21 protein-coding genes are annotated in these 22,050 nt (G+C 29.7%); 14 read left to right on the plus strand and 7 right to left on the minus strand.

Annotated features, from left to right (window positions below; all coding sequences use genetic code 11):
• Window positions 1-89: 89 nt before the first annotated feature.
• The 3 genes from AWN65_RS02155 (at window position 90) to AWN65_RS02165 (ending at window position 3,376) form a co-directional block, all read left to right on the plus strand.
• A complete protein-coding gene (locus AWN65_RS02155; protein ID WP_060381664.1) occupies window positions 90-2,333 on the plus strand; it encodes a M1 family metallopeptidase in 2,244 nt (747 codons plus the stop codon).
• Between the two features lie 126 nt (window positions 2,334-2,459).
• Window positions 2,460-2,807: a Sec-independent protein translocase subunit TatA/TatB gene (locus tag AWN65_RS02160; RefSeq protein ID WP_060381665.1), complete on the plus strand. Its 348-nt coding sequence runs from the start codon at window positions 2,460-2,462 to the stop codon at window positions 2,805-2,807.
• Window positions 2,807-3,376 carry a phosphatase PAP2 family protein gene (locus AWN65_RS02165; protein ID WP_060381666.1) on the plus strand — a complete coding sequence of 190 codons (570 nt, stop codon included), beginning with the start codon at window positions 2,807-2,809 and terminating at the stop codon, window positions 3,374-3,376. The genes AWN65_RS02160 and AWN65_RS02165 overlap by 1 nt, the downstream gene beginning before the upstream one ends.
• On the opposite strand, the gene AWN65_RS02170 is transcribed toward AWN65_RS02165, so the two are convergent.
• Both AWN65_RS02170 and AWN65_RS02175 read right to left on the minus strand, forming a co-directional pair.
• The gene (locus tag AWN65_RS02170; RefSeq protein ID WP_060381667.1) at window positions 3,371-4,012 is read right to left on the minus strand and encodes an O-methyltransferase; all 642 of its coding nucleotides are present in this window, start codon (window positions 4,010-4,012) and stop codon (window positions 3,371-3,373) included. The genes AWN65_RS02165 and AWN65_RS02170 overlap by 6 nt on opposite strands.
• A gap of 105 nt (window positions 4,013-4,117) precedes the next feature.
• Window positions 4,118-5,068: an NAD(P)H-dependent flavin oxidoreductase gene (locus AWN65_RS02175; RefSeq protein ID WP_060381668.1), complete on the minus strand. Its 951-nt coding sequence runs from the start codon at window positions 5,066-5,068 to the stop codon at window positions 4,118-4,120.
• 129 nt (window positions 5,069-5,197) lie between these two features.
• On the opposite strand from AWN65_RS02175, the gene rlmN reads away from it, so the two are divergent.
• On the plus strand, window positions 5,198-6,241 hold the full coding sequence (gene rlmN, locus AWN65_RS02180) for a 23S rRNA (adenine(2503)-C(2))-methyltransferase RlmN (RefSeq protein WP_060381669.1): 1,044 nt from the start codon (window positions 5,198-5,200) through the stop codon (window positions 6,239-6,241).
• Window positions 6,242-6,340: 99 nt separating this feature from the next.
• On the opposite strand, the gene gldA is transcribed toward rlmN, so the two are convergent.
• Window positions 6,341-7,234, minus strand: a complete 894-nt coding sequence (gene gldA / locus AWN65_RS02185) for a gliding motility-associated ABC transporter ATP-binding subunit GldA (protein WP_060381670.1) — start codon at window positions 7,232-7,234, stop codon at window positions 6,341-6,343.
• A gap of 266 nt (window positions 7,235-7,500) precedes the next feature.
• On the opposite strand from gldA, the gene AWN65_RS02190 reads away from it, so the two are divergent.
• The 6 genes from AWN65_RS02190 to AWN65_RS02215 all read left to right on the plus strand — a co-directional run bounded on the left by AWN65_RS02190 (window position 7,501) and on the right by AWN65_RS02215 (window position 12,950).
• On the plus strand, window positions 7,501-8,376 hold the full coding sequence (locus tag AWN65_RS02190) for a prephenate dehydratase (protein WP_060381671.1): 876 nt from the start codon (window positions 7,501-7,503) through the stop codon (window positions 8,374-8,376).
• Entirely contained in the window at window positions 8,376-9,458 is a 1,083-nt protein-coding gene (locus AWN65_RS02195; protein WP_060381672.1) for a bifunctional 3-deoxy-7-phosphoheptulonate synthase/chorismate mutase type II, read from the plus strand. The genes AWN65_RS02190 and AWN65_RS02195 overlap by 1 nt, the downstream gene beginning before the upstream one ends.
• Before the next feature lie 98 nt (window positions 9,459-9,556).
• Window positions 9,557-10,519, plus strand: a complete 963-nt coding sequence (gene rsgA, locus AWN65_RS02200; protein ID WP_060381673.1) for a ribosome small subunit-dependent GTPase A — start codon at window positions 9,557-9,559, stop codon at window positions 10,517-10,519.
• 165 nt (window positions 10,520-10,684) lie between these two features.
• Window positions 10,685-11,137 carry a D-aminoacyl-tRNA deacylase gene (dtd, locus tag AWN65_RS02205; RefSeq protein ID WP_060383799.1) on the plus strand — a complete coding sequence of 151 codons (453 nt, stop codon included), beginning with the start codon at window positions 10,685-10,687 and terminating at the stop codon, window positions 11,135-11,137.
• 112 nt (window positions 11,138-11,249) lie between these two features.
• Window positions 11,250-11,576 carry a nucleotide pyrophosphohydrolase gene (locus tag AWN65_RS02210; RefSeq protein ID WP_060381674.1) on the plus strand — a complete coding sequence of 109 codons (327 nt, stop codon included), beginning with the start codon at window positions 11,250-11,252 and terminating at the stop codon, window positions 11,574-11,576.
• A 144-nt stretch (window positions 11,577-11,720) separates the two neighbouring features.
• A complete protein-coding gene (locus tag AWN65_RS02215) occupies window positions 11,721-12,950 on the plus strand; it encodes a 3-phosphoshikimate 1-carboxyvinyltransferase (protein WP_060381675.1) in 1,230 nt (409 codons plus the stop codon).
• On the opposite strand, the gene AWN65_RS02220 is transcribed toward AWN65_RS02215, so the two are convergent.
• Both AWN65_RS02220 and AWN65_RS02225 read right to left on the minus strand, forming a co-directional pair.
• Window positions 12,940-13,689, minus strand: coding sequence for a LytR/AlgR family response regulator transcription factor (locus AWN65_RS02220; protein WP_060381676.1), 750 nt, complete (start codon window positions 13,687-13,689; stop codon window positions 12,940-12,942). The two genes, AWN65_RS02215 and AWN65_RS02220, sit on opposite strands and share 11 nt — an antisense overlap.
• A gap of 6 nt (window positions 13,690-13,695) precedes the next feature.
• Window positions 13,696-16,548, minus strand: a complete 2,853-nt coding sequence (locus AWN65_RS02225; RefSeq protein WP_060381677.1) for a sensor histidine kinase — start codon at window positions 16,546-16,548, stop codon at window positions 13,696-13,698.
• 165 nt (window positions 16,549-16,713) lie between these two features.
• On the opposite strand from AWN65_RS02225, the gene AWN65_RS02230 reads away from it, so the two are divergent.
• The 4 genes from AWN65_RS02230 (at window position 16,714) to AWN65_RS02245 (ending at window position 20,275) form a co-directional block, all read left to right on the plus strand.
• Window positions 16,714-17,895 (plus strand): hypothetical protein, encoded by a 1,182-nt coding sequence (locus AWN65_RS02230; protein WP_123867733.1) that lies wholly within the window; start codon window positions 16,714-16,716, stop codon window positions 17,893-17,895.
• A gap of 9 nt (window positions 17,896-17,904) precedes the next feature.
• On the plus strand, window positions 17,905-18,333 hold the full coding sequence (locus AWN65_RS02235) for a lipocalin family protein (RefSeq protein ID WP_060381679.1): 429 nt from the start codon (window positions 17,905-17,907) through the stop codon (window positions 18,331-18,333).
• Between the two features lie 524 nt (window positions 18,334-18,857).
• Window positions 18,858-20,069 carry a hypothetical protein gene (locus AWN65_RS02240; protein ID WP_060381680.1) on the plus strand — a complete coding sequence of 404 codons (1,212 nt, stop codon included), beginning with the start codon at window positions 18,858-18,860 and terminating at the stop codon, window positions 20,067-20,069.
• A complete protein-coding gene (locus AWN65_RS02245; RefSeq protein ID WP_060381681.1) occupies window positions 20,066-20,275 on the plus strand; it encodes a T9SS type A sorting domain-containing protein in 210 nt (69 codons plus the stop codon). The genes AWN65_RS02240 and AWN65_RS02245 overlap by 4 nt, the downstream gene beginning before the upstream one ends.
• A 358-nt stretch (window positions 20,276-20,633) precedes the next feature.
• Here the strand turns inward: AWN65_RS02245 and AWN65_RS02250 are convergent, their stop codons facing one another.
• Both AWN65_RS02250 and AWN65_RS02255 read right to left on the minus strand, forming a co-directional pair.
• A complete protein-coding gene (locus AWN65_RS02250; RefSeq protein ID WP_081078375.1) occupies window positions 20,634-21,029 on the minus strand; it encodes an energy transducer TonB in 396 nt (131 codons plus the stop codon).
• A 317-nt stretch (window positions 21,030-21,346) separates the two neighbouring features.
• Window positions 21,347-21,979 carry a 7-carboxy-7-deazaguanine synthase QueE gene (locus AWN65_RS02255; protein WP_060381683.1) on the minus strand — a complete coding sequence of 211 codons (633 nt, stop codon included), beginning with the start codon at window positions 21,977-21,979 and terminating at the stop codon, window positions 21,347-21,349.
• Between the last annotated feature and the right edge of the window lie 71 nt (window positions 21,980-22,050).

The following is a 22,050-nucleotide window of genomic DNA, read 5'->3' on the forward strand; positions in this document are numbered from 1 at the left end:
ATTTAAAAAAAAATAAAAAAAGAATTTATTTTAGCTTTTAATTTTTTACAATTAAAAATTAAAGTACGAACAAATTTGTAATAGTATAGATGAAAAAACTAACGTCTCTAGTAGTTGTGTTATTTTCTACTTTTTTAGGAATGGCTCAAGAATCACAGAGTAAGTCTAAATCCGAAACCCATACCGATCAAAGTAAGTTTCGTCAAATGTATGATTTGATGGCTACTCCTAATATGTATCGTACCGCATCAGGAGCTCCAGGACCTGAATATTATCAGCAGCGTGCAGATTATAAAATGGATATTGAATTAGATGATAAAAAAGCACGTTTGTACGGAACAGAAACTATTACTTACACAAATAATGCAAAAGAATCATTAGATTATTTATGGTTGCAATTAGATCAAAACTTATTTGCTAAAACCTCTAAAGCACCCTTAGTAAGGAATGAAAAGTTAGATCCAGCTATAAGCGCAAGGGCATTTTCGCGTACTTATATGGAAGAAAAATTTGATGGAGGTTTTAAAATAGAATACGTAAAAGATGCTGTTGGACAGCCTATTTCTTATACTGTAAACGAAACCATGATGCGTATTAACCTAAAAACCCCTTTAGTAAAAGGACAAAAATTTGTCTTTACCATAAAATGGTGGTACAATATAGCAGATTATATGGTTGATGGAGGGCGTAGTGGTTATGAGCAATTTCCCGACGGGAATAGACTGTATGTTCTAGCCCAATTCTTTCCTCGTATGGCTGTATACAATGATGTAGAAGGTTGGCAAAATATGCAATTTTGGGGACAAGGAGAATTTGCTCTGCCTTTTGGGGATTATGAGGTAAATATAACTGTACCAGCCGATCATATTATGGAAGCTACAGGTACTTTACAAAACAAAGCAGAAGTTTTAACACCTGCTCAGTTACAGCGTTATCTACAAGCAGAAAAAATGTTTGATAAACCTGTGATTATAGCCACACAAGAAGAAGCAATAGAAAGAGAAAAATCTTGGTCTGATAAAAAGAAAGTATGGCGTTTTAAAGCAGAAAATGTACGTGATTTTGGTATATCTACTTCACGAAAATTTATTCTTGATGCTATGGCGGTTCAGCTAGGAGACAAAAAAGTAATGGCAACTTCTATCTATCCTAAGGAAGGAAATCCTTTATGGGAAAAATATTCTACTAAAATCGTAGCACATACCCTAAAAAGTTATTCAGCTAAAACATTTGATTATCCTTATCCTAAAGCCGTTTCAGTTAACGCGCAAGATCAAGGAATGGAATATCCTATGATTTGTTGGAATTTTGGAAGACCAGATGAAAAAGGAAACTACTCAGATCATCTAAAATACGGTATGATGGGCGTTATAATTCATGAAGTAGGACACAATTTTTTTCCTATGATTGTCAATTCAGATGAACGTCAATGGACATGGATGGACGAAGGGTTGAATACATTTTTAGAATATTTAGCAGAAATTGAATGGGATCCTAATTTTCCAACAGATCGTGGTCCAGCTAAAATGATTGTTCCCTATATGAGTGGTGATCAAAATGGAATAGAACCCATTATGTCTAATTCAGAAGTAATAAAACAATTTGGTAATAATGCTTATGGAAAACCAGCAACAGGGTTGAATATTTTAAGGGAAACCATTATGGGACGCGAACTTTTTGATTATGCGTTTAAGACCTATGCAAATCGTTGGAAGTTTAAACATCCTACACCAGAAGATTTTTTTAGAACAATGGAAGATGCTTCAGGGGTTGATTTAGATTGGTTTTGGCGAGGATGGTTTTATACAACAGATTATACTGATATAGGAATAAAAGAAGTCAAACAGTTTTTTGTAACGAATGATGAACCAGTAGGATTTAAAGTGCAAGAAGTAACACGAAGAAATCGTTTTAGAGCTTCAGGACCTAAGGTATACATGGTTGAAAAAGCAAGTCGAGATTTTAAATCAGAAATGAATAAACCTTTTGAAACAAAAGAAATTAAAGCCCTAGAAGATTTTGTTAATGCAAATTTTACAACTGAAGAAAAAGCGAAATTAGTAACGCCTAAGTATTTTTATCAAGTAACTTTTGATAAACCAGGAGGTTTAGTAATGCCATTGTTAGTTGAAATTACCTATGAAGATGGAACAATGGAAAATCATAGATTTCCAGCACAAATTTGGTTGAAAAATGAAAAGGAAGTTTCGCGTATTTTTGCGACTCAAAAAATTATTAAAAAAATAAAAGTAGATCCTAAAGAAGAAACAGCAGATATAGATGTATCTAATAATAGTTGGCCTAAAGAAGAAATTAAATCTAAATTTGATTAAAAAAGGTGTATTCGTCCTAAACTTGTCATTTTTGTGTATAGTACAGAATGACAAGTTTTTTTATTTCTTTTAACGTATATTGTTTTAATTTCTATTTACCTTTGTGAAAAGTAAAAAAATAATCTTATGTTCGGAATTGGCGGAGGCGAATTGATATTTATCATCTTTATTGCTTTAATGCTCTTTGGAGCAGATAAAATACCAGATATAGCACGTACTCTAGGTAAAGGAATGGCACAGTTGAAGAATGCAACAAATGACCTCAAATCAGAAATTCAAAACAGTACTACTGGAAAAGAAATTACGCAAATGACTACTGATTTTTCGAAAGAAGTAGAAAATATAAAACAAAATGTTCAAGAGCGTATAATGAAAGAAGCTCCTGTTCAAGATCCCTTGGATATTACGAAAGAAATAAATGAAGTAAAAGAAAAATTTGAAGATTTAACAGGTCCCATAAAACGTCAAATGTAATGTTAGAGCACGTAATAGAATTAGATAAACAACTTTTTATTTTTTTAAACAGTCTAGGATCTCAGCCATTTGATGGTTTTTGGTTGTTTATTACTAAACAATTTCATTGGACTCCTTTTTTTATTTTTATTTTATATTTAGTGTACAAAAAAGTAGGTGGATGGAAACCTTTTCTATTCATTATAATAAACATTGCTTTACTAGTTGCTGTAACAGATCAATTTACTAATTTAGTAAAAGAAACATTTCAACGTTTACGTCCTTGCAGTACACCTGAATTAAGAGGGATTATACGGATAGTAAAAAGTAGTGAGACTTTCAGTTTCTTTTCTGGGCATGCCGCTAATTCTATGGCAACTACCGTTTTTGTGTATTTAATACTTAAAGAAAATTATAAATATGCGTATTTACTTTTCTTCTTTCCACTGGTTTTTGCTTATAGTCGTATCTATTTAGGATTACATTATCCAGGAGATATTTTAACGGGTTATATAGTAGGAATTATTCTAGGAATATGTTGTAACGGGTTATACCGTACATTAAGAATAAAAATGAGCAGTAGTTTATAAAACTCTGCTCACAGTTAGTCCGTCTCTTATTGGAAGTAAAACGGTTTCTACTCTAGGATCATCTTTTAGGAGCTGATTGTATTTTAAGAGGATTTGGGTGCTTTTATCATTAGTTTTTACTTCGTCAAGTACCTTACCACTCCATAAGACATTATCGGATAAAATAATACCTCCTGGATTCATCATAGGAATAATGAGATGAAAATAGTTGATGTAATTTTCTTTGTCAGCATCTATAAAAACCAAATCAAATGTCTTGTTTAAAGTAGGAATGATTTCTAAGGCATTGCCTAAATGCTGCTGTATTTGGTTAGCCCAAACAGATTGATCAAAATATTTTTTTTGAAAATCATATAATTCTTCGTTGTTGTCTATGGTGTCAAGGGTGCCATTTTTGTTAAGTCCTTCTGCCAAGCATAAAGAAGCATAGCCAGTATAAGTGCCTATTTCAAGAACAGTATTAGGTCTAATTAGTTTGGATAACATACTTAAGACACGTCCTTGGAAATGACCACTTAACATACGTGGTTGTAATATCTTTTGATGAGTTTCTTTATTTAAACGAGCTAATAATTCAGGTTCATTTTCGCTGTGATTAGCTATATAATTTTCTAAATCTTCTGAAATGAAATGCATAATTTTTTTAATTGTCAAAAAAGTAAATAAAATACGAAGTATTATAAAAGCAGATGTCCTAAAAGTTTAATATTAAGTAACTACTTTTTAGACACCTGCCAGATCTTATTTAACTAGGTCGTCTATAATTTTTTGTACAGGCTGAATAGATTTTGCATACTCTATAGTGGGACCTGCAACCCATACAGTTTTATAGGTAGCCTGAGTAGCTGCTTTTGTTACAGCATTATTTCCAATCATAAAACGAATTAATTTAGCCCATTTTTTTAAACGTTTATTGGTGTTTAGAAATCGTTCTAACCAATTTAGTTTAGTGCCTATTTTTTGTACATAAGGAGTGTTGATAACGGTACAAGGTGTTCCTGAAATTTTTTCAGTCATTACAATATCTTTTGCTCCATAATCCACACAAGCTTGTTTGTATTCTTGTGATACTCCCGCTTCGGTAGAAGGAATGAAAAGACTCCCTATTGAAACACCAATAGCACCATAACCAAGCATTTTATCTAAATCTTTTTTACATCCTACTCCACCAGCAGAAATTACAGGTAAAGAAGTATTTTCATCTAATAATTTAATTAGCTTGTCAGGATCTATGTCACCTCTGTGTCCACCAGCCTGATTGTTTACAGCTATAATGGCATCTGCTTTTAAACTTTCTACTTTTTTAGCAAATTTAAGATCTGTAACATCACAAAAAACCTTAACACCTGCTTTATGAGCTTCCTGTATAGTTTCTTCAGGGCTGCCTAAAGAAGTAATGATAAAATCTACCTTTTCTTCGCAAAGAACTCTAAGTTGTTCTTTGTATTTTATGTTTGATTTGTTTACGATTAGGTTAAAACCAAAACTTCCCCCTTTTACTTTAGCCGCTTTTAGTTCTTGTATAGCTGCTCTAAGTTCTTCAAGTGTACGATAGTTTAAGGCAGGTATACAGCCCGCAACTCCTGCTTTCATACCTTCTATTATCATTGATGTATTAGAAACTAAAAACATAGGAGCCATTATAATAGGGTATTTTATATCTAATAATTCTGTTAATGTAGTCTTTGCCATAATTGTAAATTTGACCAAATATAAGAAAAAAAAATATTATGCTTGCATATAAAAAAACAGCTAAAAACTTTGTAAATACTCTATGAAGATTTAATATTTGAAAAAAATAAGAATTATTATCTTTGCCTTATGCAAACAGAAAAAAGAGATATAAGAGCATTAAGTAAAGAAGAACTAAGAACTTTTTTTGTTTCTAATGGCGATAAAGCGTTTAGAGGGAATCAAGTTTATGAATGGTTGTGGCAAAAAAAAGCACACAAATTTGAAGATATGACAAGCCTTTCGAAAGCTACTCGAGAAATGTTAGAACAAAACTTTATAATTCAGCATATAGAGGTAGATCAAATGCAAAGGAGTGAGGATGGAACTGTAAAAAATGCAGTTCGTTTGCATGACGGATTAGTGGTCGAATCAGTATTAATTCCTACAGAAACCCGGACAACAGCTTGTGTTTCTAGTCAAGTAGGATGTAGCTTAGATTGTAATTTTTGTGCAACAGCTCGTTTAAAGAGAATGCGCAACTTAGAACCTGGTGAAATTTATGATCAAGTAGCCGCTATAGACTCGGAAAGTCGTTTGTATTATAATCGTCCGTTATCAAATATTGTTTTTATGGGAATGGGAGAACCTTTAATGAACTATCCTAATGTCATGAAAGCAATTGATAAAATAACATCTCCAGAAGGGTTAGGTATGTCCCCTAAACGTATTACGGTTTCTACATCAGGAATTTCTAAAATGATAAAAAAGATGGCTGATGATCAAGTAAAATTTAAATTAGCTGTTTCTTTACATTCCGCTGTTGAAGAAATCAGAAATAAAATCATGCCTTTTACTAAAAATTTTCCTTTAACTGATTTGAGAGAAGCTCTAGAATATTGGTATAAAAAGACAAAGAGTAAAGTAACTTATGAATATGTTGTTTGGAAAGGGATTAATGACGACAAGCAATCAATAGAAGCCTTAGTTAAATTTTGCAAATACGTTCCTTGCAAAGTTAATTTAATAGAATATAACCCAATAGATGACGGTGTCTTTCAACAAGCTTCAGAACAATCTATTAATCAATATATAAAAGCTCTAGAAATGGTTGATGTAGTGGTAAAAGTGCGTAGGAGTAGAGGAAAAGATATAGATGCAGCATGCGGCCAACTAGCGAATAAAGAAATTTAAAAAAGGAGACTGTCCAAAAAGTTCACAATCTTGTCATTCGACCAAAGGGAGAAATCACATAATGTTGATTTATTACTTTTAGGACAGCCTTTTTTGAAATTACTTTGTTTTTTCTCTGAAAATGCTTTCTAAATTTTTATTTTTTTGGGAAAGTTGTAATGTTTTTAATCCATTAATTTGAGCAAAATCAAAAAGAACCGGTCGCATATCTTGCTCAGAATGAAAAGTTAATACCCAATGATTATCATTTTTAGTATAAGAACTAATATTAGGTATTTGAAGAAGTAGCGTTTCTTGGATTTCTTTATCAAACTCAACTTCTATTACTTGTTCATTTGTTTCGGTTATTAAACGGTCAATTTGGTTGTCTGCCACAATTTTTCCATGATTAATAATAATAACACGATCACAAATAGCTTCCACTTCTTGCATGATATGAGTAGATAGAAAAACTGTTTTGTCTTTTCCAATATTTTTAATTAAATCACGAATTTCAATGATTTGATTAGGATCTAATCCTGTTGTTGGCTCATCTAAAATAAGGACTTCTGGATTGTGTAATAAAGCAGTTGCCAGCCCTACACGTTGTCTATATCCTTTAGAAAGTTGACTGATTTTTTTATGACTTTCAGGTTTTAATCCAGTAAGATTAATTACCTCCTCTACACGAGAACCACTTACATTATATATGTTAGCATTAAAACCTAAGTACTCACGAACATAAAGATCTAAATATAACGGATTGTGTTCCGGTAAATAGCCCACGGATTTTTGAACATCAAATGATTGAGTATCTACATTAAACCCGTTTACTTTTGCAGAACCTTCGTCAGCGCATATATAAGTGGTTAAGATCTTCATTAAAGTAGATTTTCCAGCACCATTAGGACCTAAAAAACCAACAATTTCGCCCTTGTTTACTTTAAATGAAACAGTATCTAAGGCTTTTTGAGCACCATAATTTTTAGAAATATTTTGAACCTCTATAGACATAAATCTAAGTATTTACAGCAAAAATAAGAAAAACACTTAAAAACACTCAAATAGTTTTCTGTTTTAAAAAAAAATACTAATTTAGCCAAACGCAAAAAAAAACGTATGAACCATTTGGTAACATTATACAACAATTCTTTTTATTACTTCTTTTGGAAAGGAGAGGGATTGTTATGGTGTTAACTGAATAAGTTTAGATTTACAATACTATACAATCCCGAAGTAGAAACTTCGGGATTTTTTTTATTAAATTTTTATCAAAAGATATGAAAGTTACAGTCGCTATTCAAGGTATAAGAGGATCGTTTCACCAACAAGTTGCGCAGAATTATTTTGGAGAAAATATTGAAATAGTTGAGTGTAAAACTTTTAAAGAAGTAACAAAACGACTAAAAAAAGGAATGGTAGATTATGGCGTGATGGCTATAGAAAATTCAATAGCAGGGAGTTTAATTCCTAATTATGCTTTGATAGATGAAAATCAACTAAACGTGTTAGGTGAGTACTTTTTAAAAATAAGTCTTAATCTAATGACACTTTCTGGTCAAAAAATAGAAGATATAAAAGAGGTACATTCACATCCTATTGCTTTATTACAATGTGCTAAATTTTTAGAAAAGAATAAACATATTAAAGTGATTGAAAGCTCAGATACAGCTATTGCAGCAAAAAGAATAAGTGAAGAAAAACTAAAAGGAATAGCTGCTTTAGCGGGACCAATAGCCTCTGAAGTATATGGATTAGAAATTTTAGCTAAAGAAATACAATCAGTGGAAAGTAGTATTACTCGTTTTATGATTTTAAGAAAAATTAAAACCGATATAAAAAAAGATAAGGTAAATAAAGCTTCTGTTAAATTTGAATTAGACAATACACCAGGAGGTTTAGCAACTGTTTTGAATGTGATGAACAATTGTAAATTAAATTTAACAAAAATTCAATCAATGCCAATTATAGAAAAACCCTTTCAGTATTCTTTTTTTGTAGATGTGGTTTTTGAAAAATACAATGATTTTGAAAAAGCCAAAAATATTTTAGAATTAATGACAACACATTTTAAACTTTTGGGAGAGTATGAATCAGGATACATGCCTTTGAATGAAAACACATATAATCATGATTTAATTTTAATGAACGTATAATGGAAATAAAAAAAGAAAATAGAAAATGGTTAGATGATCTAAAATTAAATCATCCCCTTGTAATTGCAGGCCCTTGCAGTGCTGAAACAGAAGAACAGGTTTTGGCTGTAGCTCACCAATTAAAAAATAGTGATGTAAGTATTTTTAGAGCAGGTATATGGAAACCTCGCACTAGGCCAGGAGGGTTTGAAGGAGTAGGAGAAATAGGGTTAAAATGGTTAAAAAGAGCTAAAGAAGAAACTGGAATGCTGATTGCAACTGAAGTAGCAACTGCTCAACATGTAAAATTAGCATTAGAATATGATGTAGACCTTCTTTGGATAGGAGCTCGTACAACCGTTAACCCGTTTGCGGTTCAAGAAATAGCAGATGCACTACAAAATACAGATAAAATGGTGTTGCTTAAAAACCCAGTTAATCCAGATTTATCACTTTGGATAGGTGGTTTAGAAAGATTATATCAAGCAGGTATAAAAAAAATAGGCGTTATTCATAGAGGTTTTTCTACTTATGAAAAAACGAAATACCGTAATAATCCAGAGTGGCAAATAGCAATTGATTTACAAAACAAATTTCCAGAATTAGTTATTATTTGTGATCCATCTCATATTACAGGAAAACGAGATATGATTCAAGATGTTTCACAGCAAGCTCTTGATATGAATTTTGACGGGTTAATGATAGAAACACATTGTAATCCTGATCAGGCATGGAGCGATGCACCACAACAAGTAACACCCCTAACTTTAAAACAGATGTTTGTTGATTTAAGAGTTCGTAAAATAGATGAAAATTCAGATGATTATCATAAACGTATTTCTAAGTTTAGAGCGCAAATTGATGATTTTGATGAAAAATTATTAGAAATTTTAAGTAAACGCATGAAAATAGTAGATCAAATAGGGTTGCTTAAAAAAGAAAAAAATGTAGCCATATTACAAAACAATCGTTGGAATGAAATTCTTGAAAAAATAATTTCAGAAGGAGAAGAAAAAGGACTAAGTGAAGAATTTGTATTAAAAATATTCAAATCAATTCACCAAGAAAGTATTGCCCATCAAGAGAAAGTGTATAAATCTTAACATATTACAATAAGGATTCATGATTTTTGATTTTTGATTTGCCTACATTTGTATCCGTTTTTAAATCTAAAATCATTAATCCTCAATCGTTAATCTAAATGACAGGAATTGTTTATAAATCTACTGGAAGTTGGTATACGGTAAAAACCGGAGAAAATCAATTTTTAGAATGCCGTATAAAAGGGAAATTTCGGATAAAAGGAATTAAAAGTACCAATCCTATAGCAGTAGGAGATATTGTAGATTATGAATTAGATACCTCTGCTGATCAAACGGTTGGAGTTATAACAAAGATTCATGATAGAAAAAATTATATTGTTCGTAAGTCTGTAAATCTTTCTAAGCAAACCCATATTATTGCATCCAATATAGATGTCGTATTTTTATTAGTTACCATTAATAATCCCGTAACAACAACCAGTTTTATTGATCGGTTTCTAGTAACAGCAGAAGCTTATGGAATTGAAGCCGTTTTGGTATTTAATAAGATAGATACCTATGATGATAAAACCCTTGATGATCAATTGTATCTTCAATATATATATGCTAATATTGGCTATCAATGCTTACGCGTTTCTGCTAAACAAAATAAAGGAATAGAAGATTTAAAAGTATTAATGAAAGATAGAGTTTCTATGTTTTCAGGACATTCAGGAGTAGGTAAATCAACGTTAGTAAATGCTTTAGAACCTACATTAAATCTAAAAACAAAAGAAATTTCGGAGCAACATCAACAGGGACAACATACCACTACTTTTGCTGAAATGTTTGATTTAGAGTTTGGAGCTAAAATTATAGATACACCTGGTATTCGAGGCTTTGGGGTAGTAGACATGGAAAAACAAGAAATAGGAGATTACTTCCCTGAATTTTTTGCTCTAAAAGAGCAGTGTAAATTTAATAATTGTTTGCATAAAGAAGAACCCCATTGTGCTGTAAAAGAAGCTTTAGATGCTGATGAAATAGCTTGGTCAAGATATAATTCATATTTGCAAATATTAGAGGGAGATGATGAAACATATAGAAATGATATTTATAAAAATAATGAGGAATTATACTAGATAATAAATACTCCCCTTTAGGGGTATGCCTTACAAATAATAGAATCTATCAAAATACAAGTAAATATTTTTTTTAACCGAAAGAATTATTAATAAACAATACAGTTGATAGTACATTTGTTAGGAAATAAAGAATCTGTAAACGATATTTTATTTAAAACATACATGAAAGTTGTAATTCAGCGTGTTTCAGAAGCCTCTGTAACCATAGAAAACGAAATTGTTGCAAAAATTAAGCAAGGACTTTTAATATTAGTTGGAATTCAAGATTTAGATAATCAAGAAGACTCCATCTGGTTAAGTTCAAAAATTGTAAACCTCCGAATTTTTGATGATGAGGAAGGTATTATGAATTGTTCTATTAAAGACATTAATGGAGAAATAATTGTAGTAAGCCAATTTACATTATATGCTCAAACCAAAAAGGGAAATAGACCTAGTTATATAAAAGCTTCCAAACCAGATGTGGCCATTCCTCTCTACGAATCATTCGTTAAACAAATTGAAACGGATCTAGGAAAACCAATTCAAACAGGAAGATTCGGAGCAGATATGAAAGTTAGCTTAGTAAATGATGGTCCTGTAACCATACTAATAGACACAAAAAATAAAGAATAATTAATAAAAAATTAAAAGAAATAATAAAAGGTTTTATAGATGTTTATAATTAAAATAAATACTTGTCTTAAAACCATGTTATGTTTTTCTTTAAAACTTAAAAAATGTAATTATGAATATAAAAAACGCTCAGGAAGAAGTAGATAATTGGATTAAAAATCACGGTGTACGTTATTTTAACGAATTAACGAATATGGCTCAGCTTACAGAAGAGGTAGGAGAAGTAGCCAGAATTATAGCGCGTAGATATGGAGAGCAGTCAGAAAAAGAAAGTGATAAAAATAAAGACTTAGGTGAAGAATTAGCAGATGTTGTATTTGTTGTTTTATGTTTAGCTAACCAAACAGGGGTTGATTTGCAAACCGCTTTTGATAAAAAAATGGATCTAAAAACAAAACGAGATCACGATCGTCACCATAATAACGAAAAATTGAAATAGTATAAGCTTTAATTTGTTCTAATACTTTATAGCTTATATGTACACAAAGATTTTCGAATCAAGAAGAACTGTTAAGAAAGTTATACAAGAAAGATAATAGATCTACATTTTACCATCTGAATACTAAGAATAAAGATTTGAACAGTGGAAATAAAACTTCAAAAATCAGTTGTAAATAATGAACAACAGCCCATTAAAATAACAGGTAGCAAATCAGAAACCAATAGGTTATTACTATTACAAGCTCTGTATCCAAATATTGCAGTAGAAAATATTTCTAATTCAGACGATTCGGACGTAATGCAAAAAGCTTTAAACGGTTCTTTTGAGGGAGTGGTAGACGTGCATCATGCTGGAACAGCTATGCGTTTTTTAACTGCCTTTTTTGCCATTCAAGAAGGAAAAGAAATAATACTAACGGGGTCTTCTCGTATGAAAGAGCGACCTATTAAAATTTTAGTAGAAGCGTTACAACAACTAGATGTTGAAATTTCATATTTAGAAAGCGAAGGTTTTCCGCCTATTAAAATTAAAGGAAAAAAAATAACCCAAAATAAAGTAATATTGCCCGCTCATGTAAGCAGTCAGTATATATCTGCATTGCTCTTAATTGCTCCAACATTAGAGAAAGGATTAGAGCTAACGTTAGAAGGACAGATTACTTCTATTCCGTATATACAAATGACTTTATCATTGTTAAACGAAATGGGAGTTCAAACATCTTTTGAAGAAAATAATATTAAAGTCAATCCGAAATCCGAAATCCAAAATCCAAAATTTACAGTTGAGTCTGATTGGAGTTCTGCATCTTATTGGTATTCTATTGTAGCACTTTCGGAATTAGGTACACAATTAACACTTTGTAGTTACAAAAAAAATAGCTTACAAGGAGATGCCGTTCTAGCAGAAATTTATCAGTATTTTGGTGTCGAAACTATTTTTAAAAGCAATACAATAATATTAAAAAAAAGAACACTTCATTCAGAATTTATAACTTATAACCTGAATACTTGCCCAGATATAGCCCAAACAATTGCAGTAACTTGTTTGGGACTTAGAATAGGATGTGATTTACATGGTTTACATACTCTAAAGATTAAAGAAACAGACCGTTTAGAAGCCTTGAAATTAGAGTTAACTAAACTAGGAGCTGAAGTAATGGTTACTGCCGAATCGTTACATTTAAAACCTTCTATGTTTATTAATCAAAATATCACCATAAAAACTTATCAAGATCACAGAATGGCAATGGCTTTTGCCCCGCTTGCACTTCAAGTACCTATTACAATAGAAAATGCTGAGGTAGTGAGTAAATCATATCCTGATTTTTGGAATGATCTTAAAAAAATGGGTTTTCTTTATACTAACGTTTGATAATTTCTATAGCTCTTAAAATGGTTTGTATTTTATCTGCGGCAATAGGTAAATGTAAACCATTTTGAATCTCAATACTTCCACCGTCTGATTTGTTATATGATTTTATATAATTCGTGTTTAGAATAAATGATTTGTGAATACGAATAAAATTTTTTTGCTCACAAATAATGTCTTCAAAGTTTTTGAGGTTTCGGCTTACAAGTAATTTATCATTATTGGTAAAAGATATTTCGGAATAAGCACCTTCTCCTTTTATAAATAAAATATCATTAATTTCAATAAAAACTAGACTATTACCCGATGGAACCGCAATTTTTCTAAAAGTATCTTCTTTTAAGTTTTCTTTCAGAATTTGATAGTTATTAATTTTTTCTTTCTCTTTAGAAAAACGAGTTGTAGCATCTACCAATTCTTTTGGATTTATGGGTTTAAGAAGATAATCTATGGCCGAAAATTTAAAAGCTTGTATAGCATATTCTTGATAGGCTGTAGTAAAAATAATTTTAAAATTTATTTCATTTTCATCAAAAAAATCCAATAATTCAAGACCACTATGTCCAGGCATTTCTATATCTAAAAAAATTAAATCAGGTTTGTTTTTCCGAATAGACTTTACACCTTCAGGCAAGTTCTCACATTCAGCTATAATATTTATTTCAGGACAATATTCCTTGAGCAAAATCGACAGATTTAATCGAGCTCTCTTTTCATCATCTATAATAATTGCATTAATCATAATTTTTTATAAAGGGATTTGAATAACTATAAGAGTGCCATTTGGCAGTTTGTTGTCCGTTAATTTATCTATGATTTCTATTGAAATGTTTTTTTGATTATACTCGTTTAATAAATCAATTCGGTTTTGTAAGGCATTAGTAGCAAATGATTGATGTTTTTTATTTTTAATTTGATTAAGTTCCTGACTTTTTTTTCTGCCAATTCCATTATCTTCAATTAAAATGCTTAATATTTTATCCTTTATAGTAAAATTTATATATAACTCCTTTATTCCAAATTTATGTAATAACCCATGTTTGAGGGCATTTTCTACATAGGGTTGAAGTAGCATAGACGGAATTTTTATAGCCTCTACATCAAGATCAGCTTGTGTTTTAATAGAAAATAAAAAATCTTCCTCAAAACGAGCTTTTTCAATTTCTAAATATAATTTTAAGGTTTTGACTTCATCTGCTATACTGATCCAGTCTTTATCGGTCATTTCTAAAATAATACGTGTAAGATTTGAAAATTTTGATAAATATTCAATAGCTTCATTTTTTTCATTGGCTACAATATAAGATTGTAGAGTATTTAGCGCATTAAAGAAAAAATGAGGATTCATTTGAGATTTTAACGCTCTTAAATTAGACTGGTTTACATTCTTTTCTAAATTAATTTTATCTAAAATTAATTGATTTCTTTTTTTTATTTTAGTCAATTGCCATTTTAAAAAACAATAAATCAATCCTATAAAAACAATGATCATCAGCAAAATAAAGTAACAAGACAACCAAAAAGGCTTTTTAATGTTTAAAGTCATCCGAGTTATATCAGATTTTTTACCATTAATTATTGTTTGAAACTTTATAAAATACTTGCCAGAAGGTAAAGAGTTTAAAGACAAACTACGTGCATCCTCATCTGCTAAGATCCAAGAAGAATTATTTATGGAATAATATAATTTACCTTTCTGATTAGGAATATAAGATAAAATAGAGTAGATTATACGAATGTTATTTTCAGTATAATGTAAATTTTTTAAACTTTTTAAATCTCTAGTTTTTCCATTTACCAGAGCTGAATTGAGAATTAATTTAATAGGAAAAATTTTTCTCTTTTTTTCTTTTAAAATATAGAGAAACCCTTTTGGGGTTACACCTATTATATGGCGGTTTAATTCAATTAAATCTGAAATTTCATGATCAGGAGTTATAGAAACTATTTTTTTTATATTATGAGTATCTAAATCAAATGAATAAAGACTAAAAGGAGTAATAATGTATAATTTTGAATTTAAAAATTTAATCTTATTGATGGGCTCATTATTAATGTATCGTTGTAAACGTATTTGTTTTACATAATTATCGGAAGTTATGACATATAATTTTTCAGTACTAGTTATAGCATAGGTTTTATCTCCTATGCTTTTTATTCTGGAAAAAAATAATTTTTTATTTTTTACTTTTATTTCAAGTATATTATTTTTAGTAACAGCAAATAAACCATTATTAGTAGCATAATAAATAGTATTATTAAAAGCATTATAGGAAGTTGATTTGCCCTGAACACCATTTATAATAGGTATAATGGTTTGTATACTATCTTTAGCCCAAACATCCCATTCGTTTTTAATAGTTGTATTTTTTAACAAACCGCAAACGCCACTTGCAGCAAAAACGTAATATTTTTCATTTAGTTTTTGAGCATCTTTTAAAGCAATTATACTTTCTTCTTCTGTTTTATTTTTTAAATTGATTTTTTTAAAAGTATTCGACGTAAAATAAAGATGTTGTAAATCTGATGATAAAAAATATATTTCATGATTACTTTTTCCATCAAATATTTTTTCAAAATTCTTTAAAAAAAGATCGCTTTTATACAGTTTATCATCAGTAGATCCAATAAAAATAGACCGACCATTTGTTGAAATCGTCAGAGGTTTTTTATCAAAAGAAACAAAATTATTGCAAAGGTTAGGAACTAATAAAAGACCATCGTTGATAGTAGAAAACCAGTAGTTTTCCTCTTGATCTTTAAAAACAAATGAAATATTGAAATTTTTTAAATATGTATTCAATGTATTAATACCTCCTTTAACATATTTAATAGCACCTTGTGTCGTACAAATCCAATTAAAATCTTTATCAAAAGCTAAATTTTGAATAAATGTAAAATCACCAGTTATCTTTCTTTTATAAAATTTATTCTTTTTAATTTCATAAAAATAGTTAGCATATTTAGAGACAAGTAATAAACCATTTGTGCTTTTTTGTAAAATAGGAGCAGGATAATTTTCATAAACTTCTTTCGGAATAGAAAAATGTTTGATAGATAAATCAGGCTCTATTATTGTAAAATCATTTCCTAATAGATAAAATTTAGAGTTAGAAAAATGAGTAGCAAATAAATTTTCAGTATTAAATGCTACTTTCTTACGAATATTTAAGTCTTTTAAATCATAAAATAAAATATGATTTTTTTGCAAAACAATAAGATACTTATCTGTAATTCCAAATTTCACAAAACCAATTGTATTCGTATTATTAAGACATTTTAGCTGGTTGTTTTCAACATAATACAAATAACCATCAAAATTACTATACCATATCCTACCATACAAATCCTCTTGTATACAAGATCCGGAAATAGAGGTTTGATTTTCATTAGTGTAAGTTAAAAAATATTTACCATCATATCTACAAAGCCCTTTGTTAGTTGCAAACCACATAAAACCTTTTTGATCTTGAAAAATATCATATACACTATTAGAAGGTAACCCTTTTGATTGATCAATTTTATAATAAAAAGGATTTTGCCCCTCGAATGATATAGGAGAAAGTAAAATGACAATTATAAAAAGTCTAATAGGAAACATAAACACAAAAATAAATTTTTTAAGATTATCATACTTTATGAGTTAACCAAAAGGACTTAAGAGTTAACGATTTTTATTAGTTAACCGAAAAACAGGTTTGCTAAACTCCTACAAAAGGGAAGTATCTACACAAGGTATTTTTGCTTTATAAAAAACAAAAATGCTATGAATACAAAATTAGTTAAGATGATATTGTTGTTTTTATTGATAGGCAATATCCCGATGAGTCGCGCCCAGTTTGGAAAATTGTTAAATAAAGTAGCCGAAAAAGCTTTAGGATCACCAGAAAATGATGCAAAGAAAGCTATTACGCCAGATAAAAAAGACTTAAAAGCTCTAGAAGAAGATGAAACCGATTCTTTTTTAGAAAATCAAAATTTTAAAAAAGAAGGACCAAGCGGAATTTATTATGCCTCTGTTCCATTAGGAATAAAAAGTTTAGTTGATGACAAAATATTAGCCATAAAAAAAGTGTATTTAGAATTTGATGAACCCAATTTTAAGGCTAATCTGTATACTCGATACCATTTTCAAAAGAAAAATGGAAATCCAATAATAGATACACAATACACAAGCTGGATTAGCTCTGGAATTAGTGGAAAAGCTAAAGCAATGCTTTTGCAGCAAATGCGATCTAAAGGAATTATACATTATAGAGAATGTTACATGCCCGATATAGCCTATGTACAATATCAGAGTAAAAATCTGGCAGAAGGCGTGAAAAAAGGAGAAGTAAAAGGATTATTACAACTAGAACCAGGATTGTTTTATGCTGCGGATGAACCTTATGCTGCTTCGGGAGCAAATCCTTTTGGAAATAACTTATTTGAAGGACAACCTTATTTATTCTTTTACAAAAAAGGAATGGAAGACCAAATTAAAAAGTATCCACCAACAAAAATAATTCAAATTTTTCGAGATATAGAAAAGAAAAAAGAAGAAGCCTATACTGCTCAAAACTCTTTGCCTAAAAAAATAAATCCTGTACAAGCTCCTACTCAAAAAGAAATAATAGAAACAATAAAAAAACGCACCGCTGATTATGCTTGGAAAGAAACCCCTATTTACGGATACCCTATTAGTGAATGGGTCTCTCAGTATAAAAATATACAAAATGGAAATGGAGAATATCTAAAAACACTGACCTCTAGGATAATGTCCATTGTAGCTGTATTTAAAAAAACAGATGGGACCTGTGCATTTATGAGCATGCAAATAGAACAACAAAATTCATTCTCAAAAGCAGGTGATCTAAAGGAAAATTATCTTACTCCACCAACTGATTATGCTAATTCAGGAATGGATCCTATTTCCTGTGATAAAGCAAATATGTATAAAACTAAATAAATTATAAAAATGAAAAATCTATTAAAAAGTATACTCCTATTAGCAATAACCATCCTTTTAGATGCCTGTTCTAAAAAAGAAGAAATAACTGAAGTTTTTGAGCCAACAATAGTAGGGAAATGGGAATTTTTTAAAAAAATAGAATACAACGAGTCAGGACAAGAACTTTTTAGTGATTATGTTAACAAATGTATTGACTTAAAAGATCATTTATTAATAGAAGCTAATAATACTTATACAGAAAAAATTATGCCTTCAAACTGCCAATCCGAAGATAATAAAACAAGTTACATTTATGAAAACAATGAATTGAAATTAAGGGGGTTTTCATATAAACTAAAAGTAATTTCTATAACGACTAATCAATTAAAAATAGAATTTTTAAACAATACAAAAGAACGAGCGAGAGTTGATACCTATTTGTTAATAAGAAAATAAATATACAACAATCTGATATATGATTTTTGAAAACATAAAGAATACTTCCCACATGAAAACATATTTAATAGACACTATATTATCATTGAAAAACAAAAATTAAAAACGTGAGAATAATAAATAAAAACAAACTAGAAATTTTTCTAACCCTTTTCTATGCCATCATTTTTATTGGAATCTTTTATTCCTGTAATCAGACAAAAATAAATAAGCAAAAAATAAATATAATAAAGACTTATGATCTAGTTGAGCAATTCTTACAGAAAATAGATAGATAGTTTAAAACTTTATAAAAGTAAAAAAAAACATTTTTATTGACCAAACCACATTTTATATCAATTTGCTAATAGCGACACTGAAACTTGAAAAATAATTAGATTAAATAATAAAAAAGACTATAATTTTCTTTTTTGTATAAAAAAAAATGTTTTGATAAATAATTGATTTTAAATAGATTATGTTGTAAAAATAAATACATAATACAAAATGTCACAGTTTATAATAAATTAAAAAAAAACTAATAAATGAAAATAAAAACAAAAATATTCATTATAATAGCACTATTCTTTTATATAGTGATTATGGCACAAACTCATGGTGCAATTGGTTATATAAAAGCTGGAGCTACAGGAAACGGAACCTCCTGGTCAGACGCATCAGGAGATCTTCAATCCTTAATAAATAGTAGACGTTATTCTCAAATTTGGGTTGCAGGAGGAACATACAAACCCAATAGAAAAGCAGACGATTTAAATACAATTACACCCAATAATCAACACAATGCTTTTGTCATATCAAGTACAATTAGCATTTATGGTGGCTTTGCAGGAACTGAAGCCAGTTTAGACGAAAGGAATTTGTCTTTAACATCCAATGAAAGTATACTAAGTGGAGATTTAGGTGTCGAACAAATGTCTAGAGATAATGCTTATCATGTGGTTATTCTTTCTGGTTGTTCAACTCTTGATGGTCTTACAATTGCAAATGGTGTTGCATCGTGTTATGGAAGCTGTACTACAGTAGAAGGAAATAATATAGATGGAAGAAGAGGAGGAGGGATATATATCATTCAATCAAAAAATACGTTCTCTAATGTAACCATTAAAAATAATTGGGCAGAAGCAGAAGGAGGAGGGATGTATATAGGAAGAAGTTCCGATATAGGAACATACTTAAGATTAATCAATACCGTTTTCTGGAACAACTCTACAACTGGCAAAGGAGGTGCTATTTTTGCGTTATCCTCTCAGCCTAAAATTACAAATTGCGTATTCTCAGGTAATTATGCGCAAAATGGAGGAGGAGGGATTTGTGCCAGAGAATCTTTGGCTAGTATTTACAATACCATATTCCATAATAATAATGCCCGATTGGACGAATTAGGACACGATATCTTTGTAGATGATTATAATTATCCCGTTGGAACCGTTTTTATATACCCAGATGTACATTATTCTATTTTACAAAACTATAGACTAAATGCGTATTATAACAATAATTATGTAGGGAAATATGAACCATTTAAAGATCCCTTAAATGGCGATTTTACATTAATTAAATCATCTTTTGCTGCTTATGATACAGGAACTAATTTAGTACCTGGTATAACTTTACCTAGTAGAGATAAAGCAGGGAATCTAAGAATAGTGAACCAAACCATTGATAGAGGAGCTTATGAGTATAAAAGTTACAGAGTAACAAAGCAAGCCAATATCGAAAAAAACAAAATATATTGATTTTTCTCAATCCTGCTGTAGATAAATTAAATATAGAAATGGAAGAAGAAATAAAAGGAATGGAAATATATAATCAACGAGGACAAAAAGTTTTTTCTGGCAACCAAAAACAAGAGAATATAAATAGATTAAAAAAGGGAATTTACAATATAAAAATAGAAGACCAAAAAGGGAAAACAAGTACCGCAATATTTTTAAAAGAATAAATTTTTTAACTTATCATAATCAAAAAAATACTAAATACAAGAATTTCATATCCTTTAGAAATAAGATACCATTTAAACTTTGAATTTTCTTTTTAAAAATAGTACATCTACAAAAGCAATAAAAATTAGTGTTGGTTCTCGATACGTTTCGCGCTCAAACTAACGATGATTTCAATTATATACTCAACTATTTGTTCGAGTTGTTTTTAAAATGAAAAAACGTATCGAGAACTTTATTTTTTAATCCAGTATATTTTAAGTTTAAATGGTATTAAACAAAATAAGCAACTAAGAAATATCTTATGATTGTTAAATTAAAGGCTTTATGTTAAAAATTTTGTTTATTCGAGTAACTTTTTTACACCCTAATTGTGACTGATAAATTAAACAAGACCCGAACAGGTTTTCCATCTTGGTCTCCAGGTGTCCATTTAGGACATGTTTGAAGCACTCTTATTATTTCTTGTGCTGTTCCATATCCCAAATCATTGATTACTTTAATATCTGAAATACTTCCATTTGTTTCGATTATAAAAGTTACTTGAAGAACTCCTCCTGTAAAATTTTCATCACTTGGTGGTGAAAAGTTCTTTCCTATAAACTTCATTAGTTCATTGTTTCCTCCTGGAAAAATAGGTTGATTTTCTACATTATCAAATGGTATTGGAGCGGATTTAGCTGTACCATTTGAGGGAGATTGAGCCAATGTTATTTGACAAAACCAGAGAATAATAAATAAGATTAATTTCTTCATAGTAATAGTTTTTGGGATTAATATTTCATTACATTTTTCTCAGATCTGTTCGAAAATGGCAACTCTTTGTTTGGTTTATCTTTTCGATAGTTGGAGAAATTTGATTATTAACATTATACAATTTACTTTCTTTATACCTTACGTTTAAACCTATCTCAGATTGGCTATAATAAAGTAACTAAGTAAAGAAATGACAGGATCAAAATCATTTAGGATTTCTGTTTTTTTGTTGTAATAAAAAAATAGAACCTTTTGATGACAAAAATATAATTGTTTTATTAAATTCCCAAATACTAATTAATTTTAAAACAAAATAATTACGGAATATTTAAATATTTATGTGTTTGTAATGAAATTTTCCATTTTGGATTTTTCATTACATAGTCTATTATAAGATTTAACACTTCTTCTTTCTTACTCCATTCTGGTTGTAAGTATAATTTGGCATTAGGATTTGTTCTTAGAGCTTGTTCTTCTGCAAAGAGAAAATCGTGTTTATTATAAATTATAATCTTAAGTTCATGTGCTTTATCGTAGGCTTCTTGAACAGGTAATTTTGTTTTTTTAGGAGATAGACAAAACCAATCCCATTGCCCTGTAACGGGATAGGCTCCTGATGTTTCGATATGTACACGGAGTCCTGCTTGTTTTAATTTTCTCGTCAGAGGTTCCATATTCCAGGTTAATGGTTCTCCTCCTGTAACGACAACGGTATTTGCATATTTTTTTGCATTTTCAACTATTATTGAAGTTTGAGTTGGAGGATGTAATTCTGCATTCCAACTTTCTTTGACATCACACCAATGACAGCCTACATCACAACCGCCAATTCTCACAAAATAGGCGGCAGTACCTGTGTAGGCTCCCTCGCCTTGTATTGTATAAAACTCTTCCATCAAAGGAAGCATATCTCCTTTATTTACAGCTAACTGTATTTCTTTACTCAACATAATTATTTTCTAAAAAAGAGGGTTGCAAATATACATAAATTTAATAGGTTATCTCTAATAAAAAAACCGAC

The sequence above is a fragment of the Flavobacterium covae genome, from assembly GCF_001534645.1.
GTDB classification, from domain to species: Bacteria; Bacteroidota; Bacteroidia; order Flavobacteriales; family Flavobacteriaceae; genus Flavobacterium; species Flavobacterium covae.

Coding starts and splice junctions, on each gene's coding strand:
- AWN65_RS02155 (WP_060381664.1), top strand. CDS start 90: ATGAAAAAACTAACGTCTCTAGTAGTTGTGTTATTTTCTACTTTTTTA.
- AWN65_RS02160 (WP_060381665.1), top strand. CDS start 2,460: ATGTTCGGAATTGGCGGAGGCGAATTGATATTTATCATCTTTATTGCT.
- AWN65_RS02165 (WP_060381666.1), top strand. CDS start 2,807: ATGTTAGAGCACGTAATAGAATTAGATAAACAACTTTTTATTTTTTTA.
- AWN65_RS02170 (WP_060381667.1), bottom strand. CDS start 4,012: ATGCATTTCATTTCAGAAGATTTAGAAAATTATATAGCTAATCACAGC.
- AWN65_RS02175 (WP_060381668.1), bottom strand. CDS start 5,068: ATGGCAAAGACTACATTAACAGAATTATTAGATATAAAATACCCTATT.
- rlmN (WP_060381669.1), top strand. CDS start 5,198: ATGCAAACAGAAAAAAGAGATATAAGAGCATTAAGTAAAGAAGAACTA.
- gldA (WP_060381670.1), bottom strand. CDS start 7,234: ATGTCTATAGAGGTTCAAAATATTTCTAAAAATTATGGTGCTCAAAAA.
- AWN65_RS02190 (WP_060381671.1), top strand. CDS start 7,501: ATGAAAGTTACAGTCGCTATTCAAGGTATAAGAGGATCGTTTCACCAA.
- AWN65_RS02195 (WP_060381672.1), top strand. CDS start 8,376: ATGGAAATAAAAAAAGAAAATAGAAAATGGTTAGATGATCTAAAATTA.
- rsgA (WP_060381673.1), top strand. CDS start 9,557: ATGACAGGAATTGTTTATAAATCTACTGGAAGTTGGTATACGGTAAAA.
- dtd (WP_060383799.1), top strand. CDS start 10,685: ATGAAAGTTGTAATTCAGCGTGTTTCAGAAGCCTCTGTAACCATAGAA.
- AWN65_RS02210 (WP_060381674.1), top strand. CDS start 11,250: ATGAATATAAAAAACGCTCAGGAAGAAGTAGATAATTGGATTAAAAAT.
- AWN65_RS02220 (WP_060381676.1), bottom strand. CDS start 13,689: ATGATTAATGCAATTATTATAGATGATGAAAAGAGAGCTCGATTAAAT.
- AWN65_RS02225 (WP_060381677.1), bottom strand. CDS start 16,548: ATGTTTCCTATTAGACTTTTTATAATTGTCATTTTACTTTCTCCTATA.
- AWN65_RS02230 (WP_123867733.1), top strand. CDS start 16,714: ATGAATACAAAATTAGTTAAGATGATATTGTTGTTTTTATTGATAGGC.
- AWN65_RS02235 (WP_060381679.1), top strand. CDS start 17,905: ATGAAAAATCTATTAAAAAGTATACTCCTATTAGCAATAACCATCCTT.
- AWN65_RS02240 (WP_060381680.1), top strand. CDS start 18,858: ATGAAAATAAAAACAAAAATATTCATTATAATAGCACTATTCTTTTAT.
- AWN65_RS02250 (WP_081078375.1), bottom strand. CDS start 21,029: ATGAAGAAATTAATCTTATTTATTATTCTCTGGTTTTGTCAAATAACA.
- AWN65_RS02255 (WP_060381683.1), bottom strand. CDS start 21,979: ATGTTGAGTAAAGAAATACAGTTAGCTGTAAATAAAGGAGATATGCTT.